At 72.9% G+C, this 21,215-nt stretch carries 21 protein-coding genes; 9 read left to right on the top strand and 12 right to left on the bottom strand.

Features of this window, described 5'->3' with window-relative positions; translation table 11 throughout:
• Positions 1-22 precede the first annotated feature (22 nt).
• From AC3IYJ_RS20295 to paaA, 5 genes are read right to left on the bottom strand one after another with little or no spacing between them, the layout of a single operon-like run.
• The gene (locus AC3IYJ_RS20295) at positions 23-1,174 is read right to left on the bottom strand and encodes a 2Fe-2S iron-sulfur cluster-binding protein (RefSeq protein WP_489396196.1); all 1,152 of its coding nucleotides are present in this window, start codon (positions 1,172-1,174) and stop codon (positions 23-25) included.
• Positions 1,175-1,666: a 1,2-phenylacetyl-CoA epoxidase subunit PaaD gene (paaD, locus tag AC3IYJ_RS20300; RefSeq protein ID WP_489402871.1), complete on the bottom strand. Its 492-nt coding sequence runs from the start codon at positions 1,664-1,666 to the stop codon at positions 1,175-1,177.
• Between the two features lie 29 nt (positions 1,667-1,695).
• On the bottom strand, positions 1,696-2,454 hold the full coding sequence (paaC, locus tag AC3IYJ_RS20305) for a 1,2-phenylacetyl-CoA epoxidase subunit PaaC (RefSeq protein ID WP_489396197.1): 759 nt from the start codon (positions 2,452-2,454) through the stop codon (positions 1,696-1,698).
• Positions 2,451-2,735 carry a 1,2-phenylacetyl-CoA epoxidase subunit PaaB gene (gene paaB / locus AC3IYJ_RS20310; RefSeq protein ID WP_030153111.1) on the bottom strand — a complete coding sequence of 95 codons (285 nt, stop codon included), beginning with the start codon at positions 2,733-2,735 and terminating at the stop codon, positions 2,451-2,453. Before paaB ends, paaC begins: the two co-directional genes overlap by 4 nt.
• The gene (gene paaA, locus AC3IYJ_RS20315) at positions 2,732-3,754 is read right to left on the bottom strand and encodes a 1,2-phenylacetyl-CoA epoxidase subunit PaaA (RefSeq protein ID WP_489396198.1); all 1,023 of its coding nucleotides are present in this window, start codon (positions 3,752-3,754) and stop codon (positions 2,732-2,734) included. The genes paaB and paaA overlap by 4 nt, the downstream gene beginning before the upstream one ends.
• Positions 3,755-3,897: 143 nt before the next feature.
• On the opposite strand from paaA, the gene AC3IYJ_RS20320 reads away from it, so the two are divergent.
• The 3 genes from AC3IYJ_RS20320 to AC3IYJ_RS20330 are packed head-to-tail and all read left to right on the top strand — an operon-like array spanning position 3,898 to position 6,718.
• Complete coding sequence (locus AC3IYJ_RS20320; RefSeq protein ID WP_489396199.1) at positions 3,898-4,659, top strand: DUF5819 family protein; 762 nt, start codon at positions 3,898-3,900, stop codon at positions 4,657-4,659.
• Positions 4,596-5,933, top strand: coding sequence for an HTTM domain-containing protein (locus tag AC3IYJ_RS20325; RefSeq protein ID WP_489396200.1), 1,338 nt, complete (start codon positions 4,596-4,598; stop codon positions 5,931-5,933). The genes AC3IYJ_RS20320 and AC3IYJ_RS20325 overlap by 64 nt, the downstream gene beginning before the upstream one ends.
• Positions 5,930-6,718, top strand: a complete 789-nt coding sequence (locus AC3IYJ_RS20330; RefSeq protein ID WP_489396201.1) for a TrmH family RNA methyltransferase — start codon at positions 5,930-5,932, stop codon at positions 6,716-6,718. Before AC3IYJ_RS20325 ends, AC3IYJ_RS20330 begins: the two co-directional genes overlap by 4 nt.
• A gap of 22 nt (positions 6,719-6,740) precedes the next feature.
• Here the strand turns inward: AC3IYJ_RS20330 and AC3IYJ_RS20335 are convergent, their stop codons facing one another.
• Both AC3IYJ_RS20335 and paaN read right to left on the bottom strand, forming a co-directional pair.
• Positions 6,741-7,787, bottom strand: a complete 1,047-nt coding sequence (locus AC3IYJ_RS20335) for a DNA polymerase III subunit beta family protein (protein ID WP_489396202.1) — start codon at positions 7,785-7,787, stop codon at positions 6,741-6,743.
• Positions 7,788-7,880: 93 nt separating this feature from the next.
• The gene (gene paaN, locus AC3IYJ_RS20340) at positions 7,881-9,563 is read right to left on the bottom strand and encodes a phenylacetic acid degradation protein PaaN (RefSeq protein ID WP_489396203.1); all 1,683 of its coding nucleotides are present in this window, start codon (positions 9,561-9,563) and stop codon (positions 7,881-7,883) included.
• Between the two features lie 157 nt (positions 9,564-9,720).
• On the opposite strand from paaN, the gene AC3IYJ_RS20345 reads away from it, so the two are divergent.
• The 3 genes from AC3IYJ_RS20345 (at position 9,721) to AC3IYJ_RS20355 (ending at position 12,488) form a co-directional block, all read left to right on the top strand.
• Positions 9,721-11,289, top strand: a complete 1,569-nt coding sequence (locus AC3IYJ_RS20345) for a 3-hydroxyacyl-CoA dehydrogenase (RefSeq protein WP_489396204.1) — start codon at positions 9,721-9,723, stop codon at positions 11,287-11,289.
• Positions 11,286-11,873 (top strand): TetR/AcrR family transcriptional regulator, encoded by a 588-nt coding sequence (locus AC3IYJ_RS20350; protein WP_489396205.1) that lies wholly within the window; start codon positions 11,286-11,288, stop codon positions 11,871-11,873. Before AC3IYJ_RS20345 ends, AC3IYJ_RS20350 begins: the two co-directional genes overlap by 4 nt.
• Before the next feature lie 129 nt (positions 11,874-12,002).
• Positions 12,003-12,488 carry an SCO4225 family membrane protein gene (locus AC3IYJ_RS20355; RefSeq protein ID WP_489396206.1) on the top strand — a complete coding sequence of 162 codons (486 nt, stop codon included), beginning with the start codon at positions 12,003-12,005 and terminating at the stop codon, positions 12,486-12,488.
• Positions 12,489-12,524: 36 nt separating this feature from the next.
• Here the strand turns inward: AC3IYJ_RS20355 and AC3IYJ_RS20360 are convergent, their stop codons facing one another.
• Positions 12,525-13,094: an Lrp/AsnC family transcriptional regulator gene (locus tag AC3IYJ_RS20360; protein ID WP_489396207.1), complete on the bottom strand. Its 570-nt coding sequence runs from the start codon at positions 13,092-13,094 to the stop codon at positions 12,525-12,527.
• 178 nt (positions 13,095-13,272) lie between these two features.
• Between AC3IYJ_RS20360 and pdhA the strand changes: the two genes are divergently transcribed.
• The 3 genes from pdhA to AC3IYJ_RS20375 are packed head-to-tail and all read left to right on the top strand — an operon-like array spanning position 13,273 to position 16,792.
• Positions 13,273-14,424 (top strand): pyruvate dehydrogenase (acetyl-transferring) E1 component subunit alpha, encoded by a 1,152-nt coding sequence (gene pdhA, locus AC3IYJ_RS20365; RefSeq protein WP_489396208.1) that lies wholly within the window; start codon positions 13,273-13,275, stop codon positions 14,422-14,424.
• Positions 14,421-15,419 (top strand): alpha-ketoacid dehydrogenase subunit beta, encoded by a 999-nt coding sequence (locus AC3IYJ_RS20370; protein ID WP_489396209.1) that lies wholly within the window; start codon positions 14,421-14,423, stop codon positions 15,417-15,419. Before pdhA ends, AC3IYJ_RS20370 begins: the two co-directional genes overlap by 4 nt.
• Complete coding sequence (locus AC3IYJ_RS20375; RefSeq protein WP_489396210.1) at positions 15,419-16,792, top strand: dihydrolipoamide acetyltransferase family protein; 1,374 nt, start codon at positions 15,419-15,421, stop codon at positions 16,790-16,792. The genes AC3IYJ_RS20370 and AC3IYJ_RS20375 overlap by 1 nt, the downstream gene beginning before the upstream one ends.
• Before the next feature lie 34 nt (positions 16,793-16,826).
• Here the strand turns inward: AC3IYJ_RS20375 and AC3IYJ_RS20380 are convergent, their stop codons facing one another.
• From AC3IYJ_RS20380 to AC3IYJ_RS20395, 4 genes are read right to left on the bottom strand one after another with little or no spacing between them, the layout of a single operon-like run.
• Positions 16,827-17,804: an NAD(P)H-quinone oxidoreductase gene (locus tag AC3IYJ_RS20380; protein WP_489396211.1), complete on the bottom strand. Its 978-nt coding sequence runs from the start codon at positions 17,802-17,804 to the stop codon at positions 16,827-16,829.
• 54 nt (positions 17,805-17,858) lie between these two features.
• Positions 17,859-18,959: a potassium channel family protein gene (locus AC3IYJ_RS20385; RefSeq protein ID WP_489396212.1), complete on the bottom strand. Its 1,101-nt coding sequence runs from the start codon at positions 18,957-18,959 to the stop codon at positions 17,859-17,861.
• A complete protein-coding gene (locus tag AC3IYJ_RS20390; RefSeq protein ID WP_489396213.1) occupies positions 18,947-20,290 on the bottom strand; it encodes a molybdopterin molybdotransferase MoeA in 1,344 nt (447 codons plus the stop codon). The genes AC3IYJ_RS20385 and AC3IYJ_RS20390 overlap by 13 nt, the downstream gene beginning before the upstream one ends.
• Positions 20,287-21,186 carry an NTP transferase domain-containing protein gene (locus tag AC3IYJ_RS20395; RefSeq protein WP_489396214.1) on the bottom strand — a complete coding sequence of 300 codons (900 nt, stop codon included), beginning with the start codon at positions 21,184-21,186 and terminating at the stop codon, positions 20,287-20,289. Before AC3IYJ_RS20395 ends, AC3IYJ_RS20390 begins: the two co-directional genes overlap by 4 nt.
• Positions 21,187-21,215: the final 29 nt, after the last annotated feature.

Genomic DNA, 21,215 nt, shown 5'->3' on the forward strand with positions numbered 1-21,215 from the left:
GAGGGGGCCGCCGGACGGCCGCTCAGCGGTCGAAGTCGATCTCCACTTCCTCCGACACCGGGTGCGACTGGCAGGCCAGCACGAACCCGGCCTCCGTCTCCGTCTCCTCCAGCGCGAAATTGCGGTCCATCCGCACCTCGCCGGTCACCAGGAACGCCCGGCAGGTGCCGCAGACCCCGCCCTTGCAGGCGTACGGGGCGTCCGCACGGGCCCGCAGCACCGCGTCGAGCAGGGATTCGCCCTCCCGGACCGGCCAGGTGCCCGAGCGGCCGTCGAGCCGGGCCGTGACCCGGCCGTGGGTGGCGGCGGCCGAGGCGACGGGCGCGGGCGGGGCGGTGTCCTCGACGTGGAAGACCTCCTCGTGGACCCGGGTCCGCTCCACACCGAGCGCGGCCAGCGCCTGCTCGGCGCCGGTCACCAGCCCGTAGGGTCCGCACAGGAACCAGCCCGTCACCTCCGCGACCGGGAGCAGGGCGGGCAGCAGGGCCGTCAGCCGCTCCTCGCCGAGCCGTCCGGAGGGCAGCCCGGCCTCCTGCTCCTCGCGGGAGAGCACGGTGACCAGCTGGAACCGGTCGGGATAACGGTCCTTGAGGTCGGCCACCTCGTCCAGGAACATCGTCGAGGCGGCGCTGCGGTCGCTGCGCACCAGGCAGAACCGGGCGTCGGGCCGGGCCTCGAGCAGGGTGGCGGCGATCGACAGGACCGGGGTGATCCCGCTGCCGCCGACGACCGCCGCATAGTGCGCGGCGGCCGGCGCCGCGGCCGGATCCAGGACGAACCGGCCGGCCGGGACCATCACGTCCAGGACGTCCCCCGCGGCGATTTCCTTGTGCGCGAAGGAGGAGAACTCCCCGCCCTCCACCAGGCGCACCCCGACTCGCAGCGCCGAGGGGCCCGGCCCGTCGGCCGCCGGGGCGGGGGAGCAGATCGAGTACGTCCGGCGGACCTCCGGACGGTCGGAGCCGCCGAGGGGGCTGCGGCGCAGGGTGAGGTGCTGGCCGGGGGCGTGCCGGTACTCGGCGCGCAGCTCGGGCGGCACGGCCAGGGTCAGGGCCACGGAGTCCTCGGTGAGCCGGTCGACCGCCGCCACCGTCAAGGTGTGGAACGCGCCGTGGCGCGCGGGGCGCGCCGTGCTCGCGGACCCCGGCGTGGGCGACGGCGGGGACACGGCCATCTACAGCTCCTTGAAGTGGTCGAACGGTTCGCGGCAGGCGATGCAGCGGCGCAGCGCCTTGCACGCGGTGGAGGAGAACCGGCTGAGCAGTTCGGTGTCGGTCGATCCGCAGTTGGGGCAGCGGACCGACAGGGTGAGCGGAACCGGTCCTCCCGCGGCGTGCGGCCGCGGCGGGGCGATGCCGAACTCGGCCAGTTTGCGGCGGCCTTCGGCGCTGATGTCGTCGGTGGACCAGGCGGGCGCCAGCACCGTCCGCACCGTGACGCCCGGTATCCCGTGGTCGATCAGCACCCGCTCGATGTCCGCGGACATGGCCTCGATGGCCGGGCAGCCGGTGTAGGTGGGGGTCAGGGTGACCTCGACGTGGCCGTCCTCCCGCATCCGGACCCCGCGCATCACGCCGAGCTCGGAGAGGGTGAGCACGGGCAGTTCGGGGTCGGGGACGGAGCCGGCCAGCTCGGCCAGCTCCACCTCCAGCCGGGTCTGCCCGATCCGGGTGCCGGTGGCGGCCCCGGCGGCGGTCACCACGATGCCCCCGGGTGGCTGCGGTGCAGGTGCTGCATTTCGGCGAGCAGCCGTCCGAACGACTCGGTGTGCAGTCCCTGACGCCCCGCTCCGGCGGCCCAGGCCCCGCTGCGGGGCCCCTCGGGCATCTTCAGACCGGCCCGCTCCAGTACGTCGCCCAGCGCGGCCAGCCAACGTCCTTCCAGGGCGGCCCAGTCGATGGTCTCGGTCCCGTCGGTCCCGTCCAGTCCGGGGACGGGCTGGAACATCTCGCCGGTGTACTTCCACAGCCCGTCCAGCCCGGCCCGCATGCGGGCCCGGCTCTCCTCGGTGCCGTCGCCGAGCCGCAGCGTCCACTGCTCGGCGTGGTCGCGGTGGTAGGCCGTCTCCTTGACCGCCTTGGCGGCGAGCGGCCCGAACGGTCCGTCCCCGCGCGACAGTTCCCCGTAGAGCTCGTGCTGGTAGAGCGAGAAGTAGAGCTGGCGCGCGATGGTGTGGGCGAAGTCGCCGTTGGGCTGCTCCACCAGCTGGAGGTTGCGGAAGGACCGCTCCTCGCGCAGGTACGCCAGCTCGTCCTCGTCCCCGGCCATCGACAACAGGACGCGGGCCTGGCCCAGGAGGTCGAGGGCGATGTTGGCGAGCGCGACCTCCTCCTCCAGGACCGGTGCGTGGCCCGCCCACTCGCCGAGGCGGTGGGAGAGGATCAGCGCGTCGTCGCCGAGGCAGAGGGTGGCGAATCGGACCACATCGGTGCTGGTCACATCGGTGCCGGTCACAGGTGGTTCACCCCCTCGGGGATCTCGTAGAAGGTCGGGTGGCGGTAGGGCTTGTCGGCGGAGGGGGCGAAGAACGGGTCCCGCTCGTCCGGGGAGGAGGCGGTGATCTCCGTGGAGGGCACCACCCAGATCGAGATGCCCTCGCCGCGCCGGGTGTAGAGATCGCGGGCGTTGCGCAGGGCCATCTCCGCGTCGGGGGCGTGCAGGCTGCCCGCGTGCGTGTGCGAGAGGCCGCGCCGCGAGCGGACGAACACCTCCCACAGGGGCCAGTTCTGCGTCATACCCGAGCCTCGCTTCCGGTGCTTGCGGTGGATCCGATTGCCACTGAATGCTTCTGCGCGTACGCCGCGGCCGCGTCGCGCACCCAGGCGCCTTCCTCGTGCGCCGTGCGGCGCTGCCCGATCCGCTCCTCGTTGCACGGGCCGTTGCCCTTGAGCACGTCCCAGAACTCGGCCCAGTCGATGGCGCCGAAGTCGTGGTGCCCGCGCTCCTCGTTCCACGTCAGGTCCGGGTCGGGCAGGGTCAGGCCCAGCGACTCGGCCTGCGGGACGGCTATGTCCACGAAGCGCTGGCGCAGTTCGTCGTTGGAGTGGCGCTTGATCCGCCAGGCCATCGACTGCGCCGAGTGCGCCGATTCCCCGTCCGGCGGGCCGAACATCATCAGCGAGGGCCACCACCAGCGGTCGACGGCGTCCTGCGCCATCGCGTGCTGGGCCTCGGTGCCCTTGGAGAGGGCCATGAGCAGTTCGAAGCCCTGCCGCTGGTGGAAGGACTCCTCCTTGCAGATCCGGACCATGGCCCGCGCGTACGGTCCGTAGGAGCAGCGGCAGATCGGGACCTGGTTGGTGATCGCCGCGCCGTCCACGAGCCAGCCGATCGCGCCGACGTCGGCCCAGGTCAGCGTGGGGTAGTTGAAGATCGAGGAGTACTTCTGCTTGCCGGCGTGGAGCTTGTCGAGCAGCTCGTCGCGGCTGGTGCCGAGGGTTTCGGCGGCGCTGTACAGGTACAGGCCGTGGCCGGCCTCGTCCTGGACCTTCGCCATCAGGATCGCCTTGCGGCGCAGTGAGGGCGCGCGGGTGATCCAGTTCGCCTCGGGCTGCATGCCGATGATCTCGGAGTGGGCGTGCTGGGCCATCTGGCGGACCAGGGAGGCGCGGTATTCGTCGGGCATCCAGTCGCGCGGTTCCACGCGCTCGTCGGCCGCGACGGCCGCGTCGAAGGCCGCCGCGAGCTGCGTGCCGAGGTCGTCCGTCACACCGATACCCGCTTCCTGCCCCGCTTCCGGGGTCACTGCGACCATCACGGCCCCCTGCCAGAGTCTTTTCCGCCTCGTCCCGACCGACCGACCGATCGTTCGGTTCATGCTCTTCAATGGTGGGACGACGGCCCGTAGGGTGTCAACCTCTGTGGTCAACCCTGTGGACGCCGGATGATCGGGGCGGGATGGATTCGAACGAGCACGAACCCCCGGCGGGGGAGGCTCCACCCCCCGGAGGTGACGTTCAGCACCCGGCGGACGACGCCCAGCACCCGGCGGACGACGCTCGGATCCCGCCGAGGGCGCCCGGAATCGCAGGTCTGTCCGCCCCGTACCGGGTCGTCACGGCCCTGGCCCTGGCCGTCGTGGCGATCGGCGCCTGCTGGCACCTGGCGCTGGTGTTCCTGCACGTGGCCCCGTCCAACACGCTGAGCAAGCAGAACGCCGCGATGGTCGACGGCTGGATCTATCCCGAGTTCGAACAGAACTGGAAGCTCTTCGCACCCAACCCCCTCCAGCAGAACATCGCGGTCGAGGTGCGCGTGGAGGTCCGCAACAGCGACGGTCAGCTGGTGACCGGCAACTGGCGCGGGCTGTCCGGCGAGGACGGCGAGGCCATCCGGCACAGCCTGCTGCCGAGCCACACCAAGCAGAACGAGCTCCGGCGAGCCTGGGACTTCTTCACGGCCTCCCACGATGAGGACAACAAGTCGAACGGCGATCGCGGCGAGCTCGCGGAGCAGTACCTGCGGCGGATCGCACTGGACCGGCTCAAGGTCAGGACGGACGCGGACACGTCGATGGGCAAGGCCGCGCACATGGCCGAGGGCCGGATCGTTCGGATCCAGCTGCGGGGGGCGACGACGACGGTGGCCGCACCGAAGTGGTCCGAGGAGAAGACCGACACCCAGACGTACTACCGGGAGCTGCCGTGGTGGACGGTGTGAGCGGCGCGGTCCGCGGCGCGAGTGGTCCCCGCGGCGACGAGGGCGCCCGCGGCGTCGAAGGCGTCCGCGCCGCCGCCGGCCGGGCGGTGGCCAAGGTCAGCGGACAGGCGCTGGGCCCGTACCAGAGCGCCGTGGTCCGCATCGGCTTCTCCGCCACCTGGCTGTTCTTCCTGCTGCGCGAGTTCCCGAACCGCCAGGAGCTGTACGGGCCGGACGGGCCCTGGAGCTGGGGGCTGGCGGAGCGGCTGATCGCCTCGAACCACGCCTTCACCGTGCTGATGTGGTCGGACTCGACGCTCTGGTTCGAGATCGTCTACGCCGTGTCCGTGCTGTCGAGCGCGCTGCTGATGCTGGGCTGGCGGACGCGGGCGACGTCCGTGGTGTTCATGATCGGGGTGCTCTCGCTGCAGAACCGCAGCGTCTTCATGGGCGACGGCGGGGACAACGTCATCCACCTGATGGCGATCTACCTCGTGCTGACCCGCTGCGCGCAGGTCTGGTCGCTCGACGCCGCCCGCGCCCGCCGCCTCGGCACCGCGTCGGCCGGGCGGGCGGGGCCGCTGCTGTGGTCGGTGCTCGGCGTCGGGTTCGCGTACGGGGGCGTGACCGGCCGGTTCGGCACAGGCTGGCTGACGGCCTTCGCGGCGCTGTGGGTGGTCGCGGCGCTGTGGTGGATGGTCGACCGCTACGAGCCGCAGGGCGAGGGCCGGGCGGTCCTGGACGTCCTGGCGAACCTGCTGCACAACGCGGGGATGCTGGTGATCACGACGGAGGTCTGCCTGATCTACGCCACGGCGGGCTGGTACAAGATCCAGGGCTCGCGCTGGCAGGACGGCACGGCGCTCTACTACCCGCTGAGCCTGGACTACTTCACCCCGTGGCCCGAGCTGTCGGGCTTCCTGGCGAGCAGCGGCACGCTGGTGATGCTGCTGACCTACGGCACGGTCGTGGTCCAGGTCGCCTTCCCGTTCACGCTGTTCAACCGGCGGATCAAGAACGTGCTGCTGGCGCTGATGATGCTGGAGCATGCGGGGATCGCGGTGCTGCTGGGGCTGCCGTTCTTCTCCCTGGCGATGATCGCCGCCGACGCGGTGTTCCTGCCGACGGCGTTCCTGGTCTGGCTCGGCGCGCGGGTCACGGCACGGGTCGGCGCACGGTGGCCGGCCCGCGCCCTGCCGGTTCCGGTTCCGGACCCGGGTCCGGAACCGGGGACGGGCCCCGGGAACGAGGCGGAACCGGAGGCCGGGCAGCGGACCGTAGGCTCGGTGGCATGAGTGAGCAGCACGGGACGTCCGAAGGCACCGAACGGCAGTGGCGGGAGGCCGCGGCGCGGGAGGACCTCGTGCTCCTCGACGGGTTCCACGCGCTGAAGCACGCACTGCGCTTCGGGGCGGACGTGCGGATCGTCGTCGCGGACGATCCCGAGGCGGTACGGGGCCTCGCGCACGAGCTGGCTCCGGACGTGGAGGACGAGGTGGCCAGGCTGGTGCTCCGGGCTCCGCTCAAGGGGCTGCTGGGCCGGGTCCATCCCACCGGGGTGGCGGCCCTCGCGGTCCGGCCCGACCGGGGCGAAGGGCGGGCGCGGCTCGACGCGATGCCCAGGACGGCCCCCGTGGTCGTGCTGGACAACCCCCGCAACCTCGGCAACGTGGGCGCCGTCGTCCGCCTGGCCGCCGGATTCGGCGCCACCGGCGTCGTCACCCGCGGCGACCTCGACCCCTGGCACCCCAACGTGGTCCGGGCCGGGGCGGGGCTGCACTACGCCACCACCGTCGACCAGGTGGACCTCGACTCCCTGCCGCCCGGCCCGCTGTACGCGCTCGACCCGGAGGGCGAGGACATCCGTGCCCTCACCCTCCCGGACGACGCCCTGCTCGCCTTCGGCTCCGAACGCCACGGGATCTCACCGGAGCTGCGCGCCCGCGCCGACCACCTGGTGTCCCTGCCGATGCGGCCGCAGGTCTCCAGCTACAACCTGGCCACCAGCGTGGCCATGGCCCTCTTCCACTGGGGTGGCCCGCAGCCGGATCCGCAGCGGGATCCGCACGAGGCCTCGTAAAGCCGGGGCCGCGGTCGTCGGCTCAGGCGTCCAGCGCGACCGGCATCAGGAGCGAGAAGGCGTCCTCGGTGTCGGGGCGCAGGAGGACGAGCGGGGCCTTGGGGCCCACGTACTCCATCAGCAGTTCGTCCCCGGCGGCGAGCGCGTCGAGCAGGAACGCGGGGTTGACCCCCACGCGGTCACCGGCGGAGTCCTCGTCCCCGACGCTCACCCCGTCGGTCAGGACGAGGACGCAGACGTCGGTGTCCTGCTCGGCGAGGGCGCGGCGCAGGGCCGGTACGTCCAGCGCGATGCGGCGGCCCTCGGGCAGCCGGGTGAGGCGGCGGTAGTCGGGGAACTCCTCGCCCAGGCTCCGGCCGGCGACCTGGCGGCCCTGGGTCTCCAGCCCGACCCTGTCGCCGTCCACGGTGAGGTGGGCCGGGGCGCCGTCGGTGAGCAGGGCGCGCATCGCGTCCACGAGCGGGGTGGGCACGGTCACCCGGATCCGCTCGCCGGCGTGGCCGGTGGTGGAGGTGCGGGCGACGGCCATCCGGTAGCGGTCCGTGGCCACGAGGTGCAGCTCCCCGCCCTCGATGTCGAAGTGGATCCCGCCGAGGACGGGCAGCTCGGGATCGGTCCCGGCGGCGAAGCGCACGGCGTCCAGCGCGGCCGCGATCTCGGCGCCGGGCACGGTCAGCCGAGTGGTGGCTGCTGCGGCGGCGGTGGTGGTGTCGGTGGTGGTCATGGCGGTCTCCCTGTGTCCGAGTAGCGCTCGTACCGCGGAGAGCTCCGTGCGCGCGTCGGCCAGCCCCTGTTCGAGCCGGCGCAGGTGCCCGTCCAGCAGTCTGGGCACCAGGCCGGTTTCCCCGCCGGACCAGGCCGCCAGCACAAGCCGGATGTCCGCGAGGGGCATGGCCGACCGCCTCAACCGGGCCAGCAGCCGGGCCTCGCCCAGCTGCTCGGGTGCGTACCAGCGGTACCCGGTCACCGGGTCCACCCAGGCGGGCACCAGGACGCCCGCGCGGTCGTAGAACCGCAGGGCGCTGACGCCCAGCCCGCTGCTCTGGCCCATCTCGCCGATGCTGTGCATGTCGCTCTCCACAACGACGACTCTGGGACCTCCACCAGGTCGAGGGTCAAGCGGGCCCGTGCCGCCACGGCCGGGCCCGCTCCTCGACCGTCGTCAGGCCTGGCGGCGGACCTCCACCACCCGGAAGCGGTTGGACACGAACGCCCCGTCGCACAGCGCGGCGTTCGCCGCCGGGTTGCCGCCCGAACCGTGGAAGTCCGAGAAGGCGGAGGTCTGGTTCACATAGACCCCGCCCGTGAGGTTCAGCGAGAGCTGCGCCGACTCCTCCAGACAGACCTCTTCGATGGCCCGCTCGGTGTCCGCGGACGTGGTGTACGCCCCGACCGTCATCGCGCCCTTCTCGCGGACCGTGCGCCGCAGCAGGTCGAGCGCGTCAGCCGTGGAGTCGACCGCCACCGCGAAGGAGACCGGGCCGAAGCACTCCGAGAGGTACGGGGCCTGCGGGTCCTGCTTGGCCGAGTCCAGCTTCACCATCACCGGCGTGCGGACCACGGCGGTGGGGAACTCCGGGTTGACCACCTCGCGCGAGGCCAGCGCGACCTCGCCGAGCCCGGCGGCAGCCTCCAGGCGGGCCTTGACGTCCGGGTTGACCAGCGCGCCGAGCAGGGCGTTGGCCCGGGCGTCGTCGCCGAGCAGGCCGCCGACCGCGCCCGCGAGGTCGGAGACGACCTCGTCGTACGTCTTGTGGCCGGCGTCCGTGCCGATGCCCTCGCGGGGGATCAGCAGGTTCTGCGGGGTGGTGCACATCTGGCCGCTGTACAGGGACAGGGAGAAGGCCAGGTTGGACAGCATGCCCTTGTAGTCGTCGGTGGAGTCCAGGACGACGGTGTTGACGCCCGCCTTCTCCGTGTAGACCTGCGCCTGGCGGGCGTTGGCCTCCAGCCAGTCGCCGAACTCGGTGGATCCCGTGTAGTCGATGACCTTGATCTCGGGGCGCAGGGCGAGGGTCTTGGCGATGCCCTCGCCGGGCCGCTCCACCGCCAGCGCCACCAGGTTCGGGTCGAAACCGGCCCGGGCCAGGACCTCGCGGGCCACCTGCACGGTCAGCGCCAGCGGGAGCACGGCGCGCGGGTGCGGCTTGACCAGGACCGGGTTGCCGGTGGCGAGGGAGGCGAAGATCCCCGGGTAGCCGTTCCAGGTGGGGAAGGTGTTGCAGCCGATCATCAGGGAGATGCCGCGCGGGACGGCCGTGAAGGTCTTGCCCAGCTCCAGCGGGTCCTTCTTGCCCTGCGGCTTCGACCAGTCGGCCTGTCCGGGGACCCGGGTCTGCTCCTCGTACGCGTAGGCCACGGCCTCCAGGCCGCGGTCCTGGGCGTGCGGGCCGCCGGCCTGGAAGGCCATCATGAAGGCCTGGCCGCTGGTGTGCATGACCGCGTGCGCGAACTCGTGCGTCCGGGCCGAGATCCGGGACAGGATCTCGATGCAGACCAGGGCGCGCGCCTCGGGACCCGCGTCCCGCCAGGCGCCCATGCCGGCCCGCATCGCGGGCAGCAGGACGTCCGGGTCCACGTGCGGGTACTCCACGCCGAGCTCCGGGCCGTACGGGGACACCTCGGAGCCCGTCCAGCCGTCGGTGCCGGGCTGCCCGAGGTCGAACCGGGTGCCGCGCAGCGCCTCGAAGGCGGCGAGGCCGTCGGCCGGGGCGGTCTCCCCGTACGCCTTGGGGTGCTCGGGATGCGGGGACCAGTAGGCGCGGCTGCGGATGGTGGCCAGCGCCTGGTCCAGGGTCGGCCGGTGCTTGTCGGACAGCTGGGGGACGGTGAGCTCGGCGGCCATCAGGGACCAACTCCTCGTTGAGCCGGGCGGGATCAGGCGATCGGGTCGGGCAAGAAGGGATGAAGAAGAGCAGACTGGAGCTAGAGTAACCGAACGATCGGTCGGGACAAGAGGGCCCGGCAGGCCTGTGGACAACCCCGTGCGGGAGGATCTGGTCATGACAGCAATCGAGCGGTCCCGCACAGTGGCGGTCGTCGGCGCCGGCACCATGGGACAGGGCATCGCCCAGGTCGCCCTTCTCGCAGGTCACCGCGTGCTGATCTACGACATCAACGCCTCCCTCGCCGCGGACGCGGTCGGCTTCGTGCAGGACCGCGTCGAGCGGATGGCCGCCAAGGGCAGGCTGGATCGGGCCGAGGCCGAGGACGCGATCGGCCGAATCGATTCGGCGGCCGGGCTTTCCGGGCTCTCCGAGGCTGCCCTGGTGGTCGAGGCGGTCGTCGAGGACGTCGCCGTCAAGCGCGCGCTGTTCGCGGCCCTCGAAGAGGTCGTTTCGCCGGACGCGCTGCTGGCCACCAACAGCTCCTCCCTCTCCGTCACCGAGCTCGCCGCCGGCCTCGCGCACCCCGGCCGCTTCCTCGGCCTGCACTTCTTCAACCCGGCCCCGCTGCTCCCGCTGGTCGAGGTGGTCTCCGGATTCGCCACCGACCCGGCCGCCGCCGACCGCGCGTACGGCACTGTCCTCGGCTGGGGCAAGACCCCGGTCCGCTGCGCCGACACCCCGGGCTTCATCGTCAACCGGATCGCCCGCCCCTTCTACGCCGAGGCCTTCGCGGTGTACGAGGAGCAGGGCGCCGACCCGGCCACCATCGACGCCGTGCTCCGCGAGAGCGGCGGCTTCAAGATGGGCCCCTTCGCGCTGACCGACCTGATCGGCCAGGACGTCAACGAGGCCGTCACCCGCTCCGTGTGGGAGTCCTTCTTCCGCAGCCCCAAGTTCACGCCCTCCCTCGCGCAGCGCCGCCTGGTCCAGTCGGGCCGCCTCGGCCGCAAGACGGGCCACGGCTGGTACCCGTACGGCCCGCAGGCCACCGCCCCGGCCCCGCACACCGCCGGCCCCGAGGAGGCGCCCGCGAAGGTCACCTTCGTCGGTGACCTCGGGCCCGCGGCCGCCCTCGTCGACCTCGTCGAGGAGGCCGGGATCGCGGTCACCGCCACCGAGCACGGGGGCCCGTACATCCAGCTCCCGGGCGAGGGGCAGCTCGTGCTCGCCGACGGAAAGACCTCGGTCGAGTTCGCCGACGTCGTCTACTTCGACCTCGCCTTCGACTACCGCGACGCCACCCGGATCGCGCTCTCCGCCAGCGAGGACACCAGCGAGCGGACCCTGTCCGAAGCCATCGGCCTCTTCCAGAAGCTCGGCAAGGAGGTCTCCGTCATCGGCGACGTCCCCGGCATGATCGTCGCCCGGACCGTCGCGATGCTCATCGACCTCACCGCCGACGCCGTCGCGCGCGGGGTGGCGGGCGCCGAGGACATCGACACGGCGATGCGGCTCGGGGTCAACTACCCCGCGGGCCCCGCCGAATGGCACGACCGGCTCGGCCGCGACTGGGCGTACGACCTGCTGCACCACCTCGACGAGCGCTGCCCGGGTGGGCGGTACGCGCCTTCGCTGGCGCTGTACAAGCTGGGCTACGCGGCGGGAGACGACGACGACGAGGGCGAGGACGAGGACGAGGGTACGGACGGGACGGACGCGTACGACGAGGGGGAGACGGAATGACGACGGCCAAGCGGGACACCTACACGCCCGAGACGCTCCTCTCGGTCGCCGTCCAGGTCTTCAACGAGCGGGGCTACGACGGCACCTCGATGGAGCACCTGTCCAAGGCCGCGGGCATCTCGAAGTCCTCGATCTACCACCACGTCGCGGGCAAGGAGGAGCTGCTCCACCGCGCCGTCAGCCGGGCACTGGACGAACTCTTCGCGGTCCTGGGCGAGTCCGGGGCGGTACGGGGCCGCGCGGTCGAGCGGGTCGAGTACGTCACGCGGCGCACGGTGGAGGTCCTGGTCGCCGAACTCCCCTACGTGACGCTGCTGCTGCGCGTCCGCGGCAACACCCGTACCGAGCGCTGGGCACTGGAGCGCCGCCGCGAGTTCGACCACCAGGTCGCGGACCTGCTCAAGGCGGCCGCCGCCGAGGGGGACCTGCGGGGGGACGTGGACATCCGCCTCGCCACCCGGCTCCTCTTCGGAATGGTCAATTCCCTGGTCGAGTGGTACCGCCCGCACCCGGGGACCACCTCCGACCAGCTCGCGGACGCGGTGGTCAGCATGGCCCTGGACGGCCTGCGCACCCAGCGCTGAGCGGGCGCGGAGACCGAGTACGCCGAGTACGCGGGGCATCCGTGATGAGTAGGGGTACTCAGGTGGCGCCCTCCGGCCGTTTCGATACTGGTCACAGATCGAACGGAACGGCAGGGGACGGGGAACACGATGGAAAGCCGCTGGTCGAAGGCTGAGATGTGGGTGCCCTGTGGCTACCTGGCCCTGGTGCTCGGGCTGCAGCTCTGGGTCGAGGTGGTCAGCCGGACCGGGGACATCGGGTTCGGCGCGATCTGGCCGATGCTGGCCACCGCACCGGCCAGCCTCCTGCTGCTGGTCGCCTTCGGACCCGTCCCGCCGGCCCCGCCCGCGGAGCCGCCCTCGGTCGGGGCCCTCGCCCCCGACGGGACGCCCGCCTGGGGCGTGGAGCCCCCGCCGGTCCCGCTGCCCTCGGAGGGCGCGCCGATGCCCGCCGACTGGGTGCCGGACACCTCCGTGGTGCCGGGGCCCGAGATGCTGATCATGTTCGGCTACTACGGGGCGCTGGTGGCGGGCGCCCTGATCAACGCCTTGCTGATGTGGATGGTCCTGCGGGCCGTCGCGCGCCGTCGGCGCCGCGGCTCCGCAGGGGTGCACGGCGGGCTGAGCCCCGCGTAGCACGGCACGGCACGGCCCGGCTCGGCCGGGCCCCGTTCAGTCCTCCGTGATCACCGGGGTGCCGGGGGGTGCGTCCGGGTCCAGGAGGTCCGATTCCTCGAAGACCAGCAGGGTTCGGGTGGACAGCACCTCCGGGATGGACTGGAGGCGGGTCAGGACCAGCTCGCGCAGGGTGCGGTTGTCGGGGGTGTGGACCAGGAGCAGGACGTCGAAATCTCCGCTGACCAGGGCGATGTGGGCGGCGCCCGGAAGCTCGCGGAGCTGTTCGCGGACCGTGCGCCAGGAGTTCTGGACGATCTTCAGGGTGATGTAGGCGGAGGCGCCCTGGCCCGCTCTCTCGTGGTTGACGCGGGCGGTGAAGCCCCGGATCACCCCGTCGTCGATGAGCCGGTTGATGCGGGCGTAGGCATTGGCCCGGGAGACGTGGACCTGTTCCGCCACGGAACGTATCGACGCGCGGCCGTCCGCCTGGAGCAGGCGCACGATCGAACGGTCGATCGGATCCAGGGGGCGGGGCGGGACCTGCGGGACCCCGGGGGTACTTACCGGGGGTACCGGTCCGGAGCCCGCCCCGGATCCCGCTCCGGCCATTTGTTCATCCGCCATCGCCCGCTGCCTGCCTCTCCTGGACGTCCTGCACCCATACCAGGGCGTCGTCGCCACTTTGTCCACAGCCTGGAGCCGCCTGTAGCCAAATTGCGCAGACAACCGAACAATCGGTAGGTGAGGGGCCTCACACCCGGGGCTCTCTCTGCCCGCTTCCCACGAGGAGGTGTACACCGCCATGACGGTCCAAGAGCTGCCCGGTGCCGGTGCGTCCCACCGCTCCACCCAGCCGCCCGCCTGGAGGCCCCGTACGGATGCCGCCCCGCTGCTCCCGGACCCCGAGCCGTACCGGGTGCTGGGCACCCCGGCCGCCGACCGGCTCGACCCCGAGCTGATGCGCCGGTGCTACGCGGAGCTGGTGCGCGGCCGCCGCTACAACGCCCAGGCCACCGCCCTCACCCGGCAGGGCCGACTGGCCGTGTATCCGTCCACCGTCGGACAGGAAGCGTGCGAGATCGCCGCGGCCCTCGTCCTGGAGGACCAGGACTGGCTCTTCCCGAGCTACCGGGACACCCTCGCGGCCGTGGCGCGCGGCCTGGACCCCGTACAGGCGCTGACCCTCCTGAGGGGCGACTGGCACACCGGGTACGACCCGCGCGAGCACCGGATAGCCCCCCTGTCCACCCCCCTCGCCACCCAGCTGCCGCACGCGGTCGGCCTGGCGCACGCCGCCCGGCTGCGCGGCGACGACGTGGTCGCCCTCGCCATGGTCGGCGACGGCGGAACAAGCGAGGGCGACTTCCACGAGGCCATGAACTTCGCCGCCGTCTGGCAGGCGCCGGTGGTCTTCCTCGTGCAGAACAACGGCTTCGCGATATCCGTCCCGCTCGCCAAGCAGACCGCCGCCCCGACCCTGGCCCACAAGGCCGTGGGGTACGGGATGCCCGGCCGCCTCGTCGACGGCAACGACATCGCCGCCATGCACGAGGTGCTGTCCGAGGCGGTCCGGCGGGCCCGGTCCGGTGGCGGACCCACCATGATCGAGGCCGTCACGTACCGGATCGAGGCCCACACCAACGCCGACGACGCGACCCGCTACCGGGGCGACGCCGAGGTCGAGGCCTGGAAGGCCCACGACCCGGTGCAGCTGCTGGAGCGCGAGCTGACCGCGCGCGGGCTGCTGGACGGAGCCGGCATCCAGGCCGCCAAGGACGCGGCCGAAGCGATGGCGGCACAGCTGCGGGACGCGATGAACGCGGAGCCGGTGCTGGACCCGATGGACCTTTTCGAAAACGTCTACGCGGAGCAGACCGGCCGACTGCGCGAACAGGCCGCCATGCTGCGCGCCGAGCTGGACGCGGCCGAGCCGGAAGAGGAGGACGGGTCATGACCACGGTGGCGGTGAAGCCGGCGACCATGGCGCAGGCCCTGAACCGGGCGATGCGCGACGCGATGGCCGAGGACCCGACCGTCCACGTCATGGGCGAGGACGTCGGGGCGCTCGGCGGCGTCTTCCGCATCACCGACGGGCTCGCGAAGGAGTTCGGCGAGGAGCGCTGTACGGACACCCCGCTCGCGGAGGCCGGAATCCTCGGCGCGGCGGTGGGCATGGCCATGTACGGGCTGCGGCCGGTCGTGGAGATGCAGTTCGACGCGTTCGCCTACCCGGCCTTCGAGCAGCTGATCTCCCATGTCGCCAAGATGCGCAACCGCACCCGCGGCGCGATGCCGCTCCCGATCACCATCCGGGTGCCCTACGGCGGCGGGATCGGCGGAGTCGAGCACCACAGCGACTCCTCCGAGGCGTACTACGTGGCCACCCCCGGGCTCACGGTCGTGACCCCGGCGACGGTCGAGGACGCCTACGGGCTGCTGCGCGCCTCGATAGCCAGCGACGACCCGGTGATCTTCCTGGAGCCGAAGCGGCTGTACTGGTCGAAGGCGGAGTGGTCCCCGGACGCGCCCTCGGATGTGCCGGGCATCGGCAAGGCACTCGTCCGGCGGACCGGCACGAGCGCGACGCTGATCACCTACGGGCCTTCGCTGCCGGTCTGCCTGGAGGCGGCCGAGGCGGCGCGCGAGGAGGGCTGGGACCTGGAGGTCGTGGACCTGCGCTCGCTGGTCCCGTTCGACGAGGAGACCGTGGTGGCCTCCGTACGCCGGACGGGGCGCGCGGTCGTGGTCCACGAGTCCGGTGGCTTCGGCGGGCCGGGCGCGGAGATCGCCGCCCGCGTCACGGAGCGGTGCTTCCACCACCTGGAGGCGCCGGTGCTGCGGGTGACCGGCTTCGACATCCCGTATCCGCCGCCGATGCTGGAGAAGCACCACCTCCCCGGTGTGGACCGGATCCTGGACACCGTGGCCCGTTTGCAGTGGGAGAACTGATGCCGCAGGTGATGGAGTTCAAACTGCCGGACCTCGGGGAAGGGCTCACCGAGGCGGAGATCGTCCGCTGGCTGGTGGCGGTCGGCGACGTCGTCGCCATCGACCAGCCGGTCGTCGAGGTCGAGACGGCCAAGGCGATGGTGGAGGTGCCCTGCCCCTACGGGGGTGTGGTCACCGCCCGCTTCGGCGAGGAGGGGACGGAACTGCCGGTCGGCGCACCGCTGATCACCGTGGCGGTGGGTGCGATGGCCGATCTGCCGGCGGCCATGGACGCGGGCTCGGGCTCGGCTTCGGCCCCGGATACGGACTCCGGCTCGGGGAACGTGCTGGTCGGCTACGGGACGGACCATTCGCGTCCGGCGCGACGGAGGCGGGTGCGACCCGGCTCCGCCGCGCCGGGAACGGCCCCGGCGACTCCGGCCGCGGTCAGCGTCCCGGCGGTCACCGTGCCCGCGGTGACGGCACCGGCGGCCGCCGCACCGGTCGCCTTCGCCGGACCCGTGCCGGTCATCTCACCGCTCGTACGCAAGCTGGCCCGGGACCACGGGGTGGACCTGCGCGCGCTGACGGGCTCCGGCCCCGAGGGGCTGATCCTGCGCTCCGACGTGGAGGCGGCCCTGCGCGTGCCGGAGCCGGCCGCGACCGCCGTCGCCGTCGCACCGGTCCCGTCCGTCGCGCCGGAAGGCGCCACGCGGATCCCGCTCAAGGGCGTACGGGGCGCGGTCGCGGACAAGCTCTCGCGCAGCCGGCGCGAGATCCCGGACGCCACCTGCTGGGTGGACGCGGACGCCACCGAACTGATGGCTTCGCGGGCGGCGATGAACGCCGCCGGAGGCCCCAAGATCTCGGTGCTCGCGCTGCTGGCCCGGATCTGCACGGCAGCGCTGGCGCGCTACCCGGAGCTCAACTCCACGGTGGACCTGGCGGCCAGGGAGATCGTCCGGCTGCCCGCCGTGCACCTCGGCTTCGCGGCGCAGACGGATCGCGGCCTGATGGTCCCGGTGGTCCGGGACGCGCAGGGGCGCAGCGCCGAGTCCCTGTCGGCGGAGTTCGCCAGGCTGACGGAGCTGGCCCGCACGGGCAAGCTGGCCCCGGCGAACCTCACCGGCGGCACCTTCACGCTGAACAACTACGGCGTGTTCGGGGTGGACGGCTCGACGCCGATCATCAACCACCCGGAGGCGGCCATGCTCGGCGTCGGCCGGATCATCCCCAAGCCGTGGGTGCACCAGGGAGAGCTGGCGGTCCGCCAGGTCGTCCAGCTGTCCCTGACCTTCGACCACCGGGTCTGCGACGGCGGTACGGCCGGCGGCTTCCTGCGGTACGTGGCCGACTGCGTCGAGTCCCCGGCGGTGCTGCTGCGCAGCCTGTAGGCCCGGCGGCCGCGCAGCGGCCACGGAGCGGCGCTCAGGTGGTCAGCAGGAGCTTGCCGACATGTGCGCTCGACTCCAGCACCCGGTGTGCCTCGGCGGCTTCCCTCATCGGGAAGGAGCCGTGGACCACCGGGTGGACGCGGCCCGTGGCGATCAGGGGCCACACGTGCTCCCGTACCGCCGCGATGATGGCCGCCTTCTCCTCCAGCGGCCGTGCCCGCAGGGAGGTCGCCGTGATCGCCGCCCGCTTCGCCAGCAGCGCGCCGAGGTTGAGCTCCGCCTTGACGCCGCCCTGGAGCCCGATCACGGCGAGGCGGCCGTTCACGGCCAGCGCGTCCACGTTCCGGGCGAGGTACTTGGCTCCCATGATGTCCAGGATCACGTCCGCCCCGGCCCCGCCCGTGGCCGCCCGGACCTCCGCCACGAAGTCCTGCTCGCGGTAGTCGATCAGGACGTCCGCGCCCAGCTCCGCGCAGCGGTCAAGCTTCTCCTTGCCGCCCGCCGTCACCGCCACCCGCGCGCCGACGGCCTTCGCCAGCTGGATGGCCATCGTTCCGATGCCGCTCGATCCGCCGTGCACGAGCAGGGTCTCGCCGGGGCGCAGACCGGCCACCATGAACACGTTGGACCAGACCGTGGAGACCACCTCGGGCAGCGCGGCCGCCGTCATCAGGTCCAGGCCCGCCGGTACCGGCAGGAGCTGGCCCGCCGGGACGGCGACCCGCTCGGCGTACCCGCCGCCGGAGAGCAGCGCGCACACCTCGTCGCCGACCGCCCAGCCGGACACCCCGGGGCCGACGGCGGAGATCCGTCCGGAACACTCCAGGCCGGGGTGGCGCGAGGCGCCCGGCGGAGGATCGTAGAAGCCCTGCCGCTGCAGGACGTCGGCGCGGTTCACGGCGCTCGCCGCGACGTCGACGAGGACTTCGCCTTCGCCGGCCACCGGGTCGGGTACCTCGGCCCACACCAGGGCTTCGGGGCCGCCGGGCTGTTCGATGGTGATCGCATGCATGGCCCGGAGGCTACCGGCCCGTGCGTCGGCGTGCGGCCCTCCGGGACCGGCGAGTTACTCCGCCGGACCCAGGACCACCGGCGGGGATGCCGACGGGCTCGCGCGGACGATCGCGATGAGACGGTCCGTCAGCTGGAGCGGGCTCGCGTGCGGGTCGTCGTACGGGAGCAGGCGGTGGCCGCGCAGGACGCTGACGACCAGGTCGTGGGTGTCCCGGACCGATTTGCCGACCTCCGACCGGTTGACCGGCCGCTCGATCAGGTCGAGGCCGCTGCCCTGCTGGATCAGGTCTTCCATCACCGTGCCCGCGCTCGGGCTCAGCACCGACAGTCCGAGCAGCCGGCCCGCCGCGCTCGCGCTGGTGATGACCGCGTCGGCGCCCGACTGGCGCAGAAGCGGGGCGTTCTCCTCTTCCCGGACGGCCGCCACGATCTTCGCGCCGCGGTTGAGCTGGCGAGCCGTCAGGGTGACCAGTACCGCCGTGTCGTCCCGCTGCGTGGCGATGACGACCTGACGGGCCTTCTGCAGCTCGGCGCGCAGCAGGACTTCGGAGCGCGTGGCATCTCCGACGACCCCGGTGAACCCCTCCGCGTTGGCGATGTCGATCACCTTGGCGCTGGGGTCGACGATGACGACCTGCTCCTTCTGGAGTCCGGTGGCCAGCAGGGTCTGGAGGGCCGAGCGGCCCTTCGTGCCGAAGCCGACGACGACCGTGTGGTCACGCAAGTTCTTCCTCCAGCGGCTCAGCCGCCACTCTTCCCGGGTCCGTGTGGTGAGGACCTCCAGGGTGGTTCCGACCAGGATGATCAGGAACAGGACCCGCAGCGGCGTGATGAGCAGGACGTTCACCAGCCGCGCGCTGTCGCTGTACGGGACGATGTCGCCGTAGCCGGTCGTCGACAGGGTGACGGTCGCGTAGTAGACGCAGTCGAGGAAGTCGACCTTGTCGTTGGCGTTGTCGTGGTAGCCGTCGCGGTCGATCCACACGATCAGGACCGTCAGGCACATCACGAAGAGCGCCATCAGCAGCCGTCGGGTGACCTGGCGCAGCGGCCTCTCGACGACCCGCCGGGGCAGCTTGATGCGGCGCGAGACGAGCTTCTCGTCGGCACCGCGCGCCATCGCGTCGGAGCCGTGAAGTTTCACGTGAAACATCCCCCCGAGGCCCACGGCAGGTCGAGGATCTCCACTTCCTGCCCGGTGCGTGCGCCGTTCGGCGGTACGACGGCCAGCGCGTCCGCGGCGGCGACCCCGCGCAGCATCGCCGGGCCGTTGTAGCGCAGCGGTACGGCGTGCTCGTCGGTGAGCAGGACCGGTACGAGGCGGGTGCGTTGGGGGTGGCCCGGTACGTCGCCCTCCAGGGGGGCGGTGTACCGGGGGCGGGCCCTGCGCCCGGCCAGGGCCCGGAGCAGTGGTTCGGCGAGGGTGAGCAGCCCGGAGACGGCGGCGAGGGGGTTGCCGGGCAGGCCGACGATGTGGCGGCCCTCGGCGCGGTCGCCGAGGCGGGCGAGCAGCATCGGATGCCCGGGGCGCACGGCGACCCCGTCGACGAGGAGTTCGGCGCCCGCCTGCGCGAGTACGGGGTGGACGTGGTCGACGGGGCCGGCGGCGGTGCCGCCGGTGGTGATGACCACGTCGGCGGGGGAGGTGGTGATGGCCTTGAGGAGCGCTTCGGCTCCGGCGGGGTCGTCGCCGAGCCTCCGGGTGGCGACGACCTCGGCGCCGAGCCGGGTCAGCCAGGGGGCGAGCATGGGGCTGAGGGCGTCGCGGATGAGGCCGTCGTGGGGGCGGCCTTCGGTGAGGAGCTCGTCCCCGAGGACGAGGACCTCCACGCGCGGCCGGGTCCGGGTGGTGAGTTCGTCGTAACCGGCGGCGGCGGCGAGGCCGAGGACGGCGGGGGTGACGAGGGATCCGGAGGGCAGCAGGCGGTCGCCGGACCGGCATTCCTGGCCGCGGGGACGGATGTCCTGGCCGGTGGAGACGGGTCGGTCGGAGTGCAGGAGGGTGCCGGCCTCGCGGGAGTCCTCGCTGCGGACGACGGCGGTGGTGTCGGCGGGGATCCGGGCGCCGGTGGCGATCCGTACGGCCTCGCCGTCCGCGAGGGGCGCCGGACGCTCGCAGCCGGCCAGCACGTCCCGGCCGGGGCGGACGGTCCAGGGGCCGGGGCCCGCGACCGCCCAGCCGTCCATGGCCGAGGTGTCGAAGGAGGGCAGGTCGCTGAGGGCGTCGAGGGGCTCGGCGAGCACCTCGCCGAGGGCGGCGGCCAGGGGGACCCGGTGGGTACGGCCCCGGACGCCGGAACCGGCGCGGGTGGCGGCCTCCCGGGCTCGGAGCCAGGAGACGTCCCCGTGGCACCTGGCGGCGGCGGAACGGGGGTCCCGGGTGACCAGGGCCAGCGCCTGGTCGAGGTCCCGGTCGGCGGCGCTGCGGGCGTCGGCCGCGGCGGTGTCCTCGGAGGTGTCCCTGGCCTTGGCGTCGGCGGTCATCCGGAGCCGGTCTTTTCGGTGTCGGGGCCGCCGGTGCCGGGCGCTTCGGCGCCGGCCGCCTCGGCTGCTTCGGCGGCCCAGCGCAGGGCCAGGTCCGCGGCCTTGCGCGAGGCCTCGGCGACGGCCTGGGCGGGGTCGGCGCCGGTGGCTTCGGCGTGGGCTGCCGCGTAGCCGACGAGGAAGGTCGTCAGCGGGGCGGCGGGCCGGGCGACGCCGTGGGCGGCGTCACGGGCGAGGTCGAGCAGGGTCTTGGTGTCGACGGCGATGTCGATGCCCAGCTCGTTCTTGACGGCGGTGATCCATTGCTCCAGCACGGTTCCATGCTCTCTGATGCGGGCGCGGGCAGCGGCGAGATCGTCCCAGGTGTCGCAGTCGAAGGAGGCGATCGGCGCGGCCGCGGCGACGGGGGTGAGGTCGAGTTCGGCGGTGACGGCGCGGAGCGGCAGGCCGGCCAGAGTCCCGTGCTCGGCGGCCAGCAGGGCGATTTCCCTCCGCAGGGGCTCGACCCGGTACGCGGCGACCAGGGGCTGATCGCGGCCACCGGGATCCCGGAGCATCGCTCCGTCGCCGCCGGGCGCGTCGAGCAGGGCCCGGACCGTTTCACGGTCCAGGAACGGCAGGTCGGCGGAGAGTACGAGGACCTGTGCGGCCGTGGTGCGGCGCAGGCCGGCGTCCAGGGCGGCGAGGGGGCCGCCGCCGGGGGGATCCTCCCGGGCCCATTCGACGGGCCGGGCCGTCGGCCTGCGGCCGCCGACGACGACGGTGGTCCGGGCGTCGGCGCAGGCGTCGAGGACGCGGTCGAGGAGGGGGCGGCCACCGACGAGGAGGCCGGGCTTGTCGGCCCCGCCGAGTCGCCGCGCGGCGCCGCCGGCCAGCACGAGGGCGTCGTAGGTCATGGGTCCGAGTATGCGCGGGTTGTGTTGCG

This window comes from Streptomyces sp. GL_140, assembly GCF_057834465.1.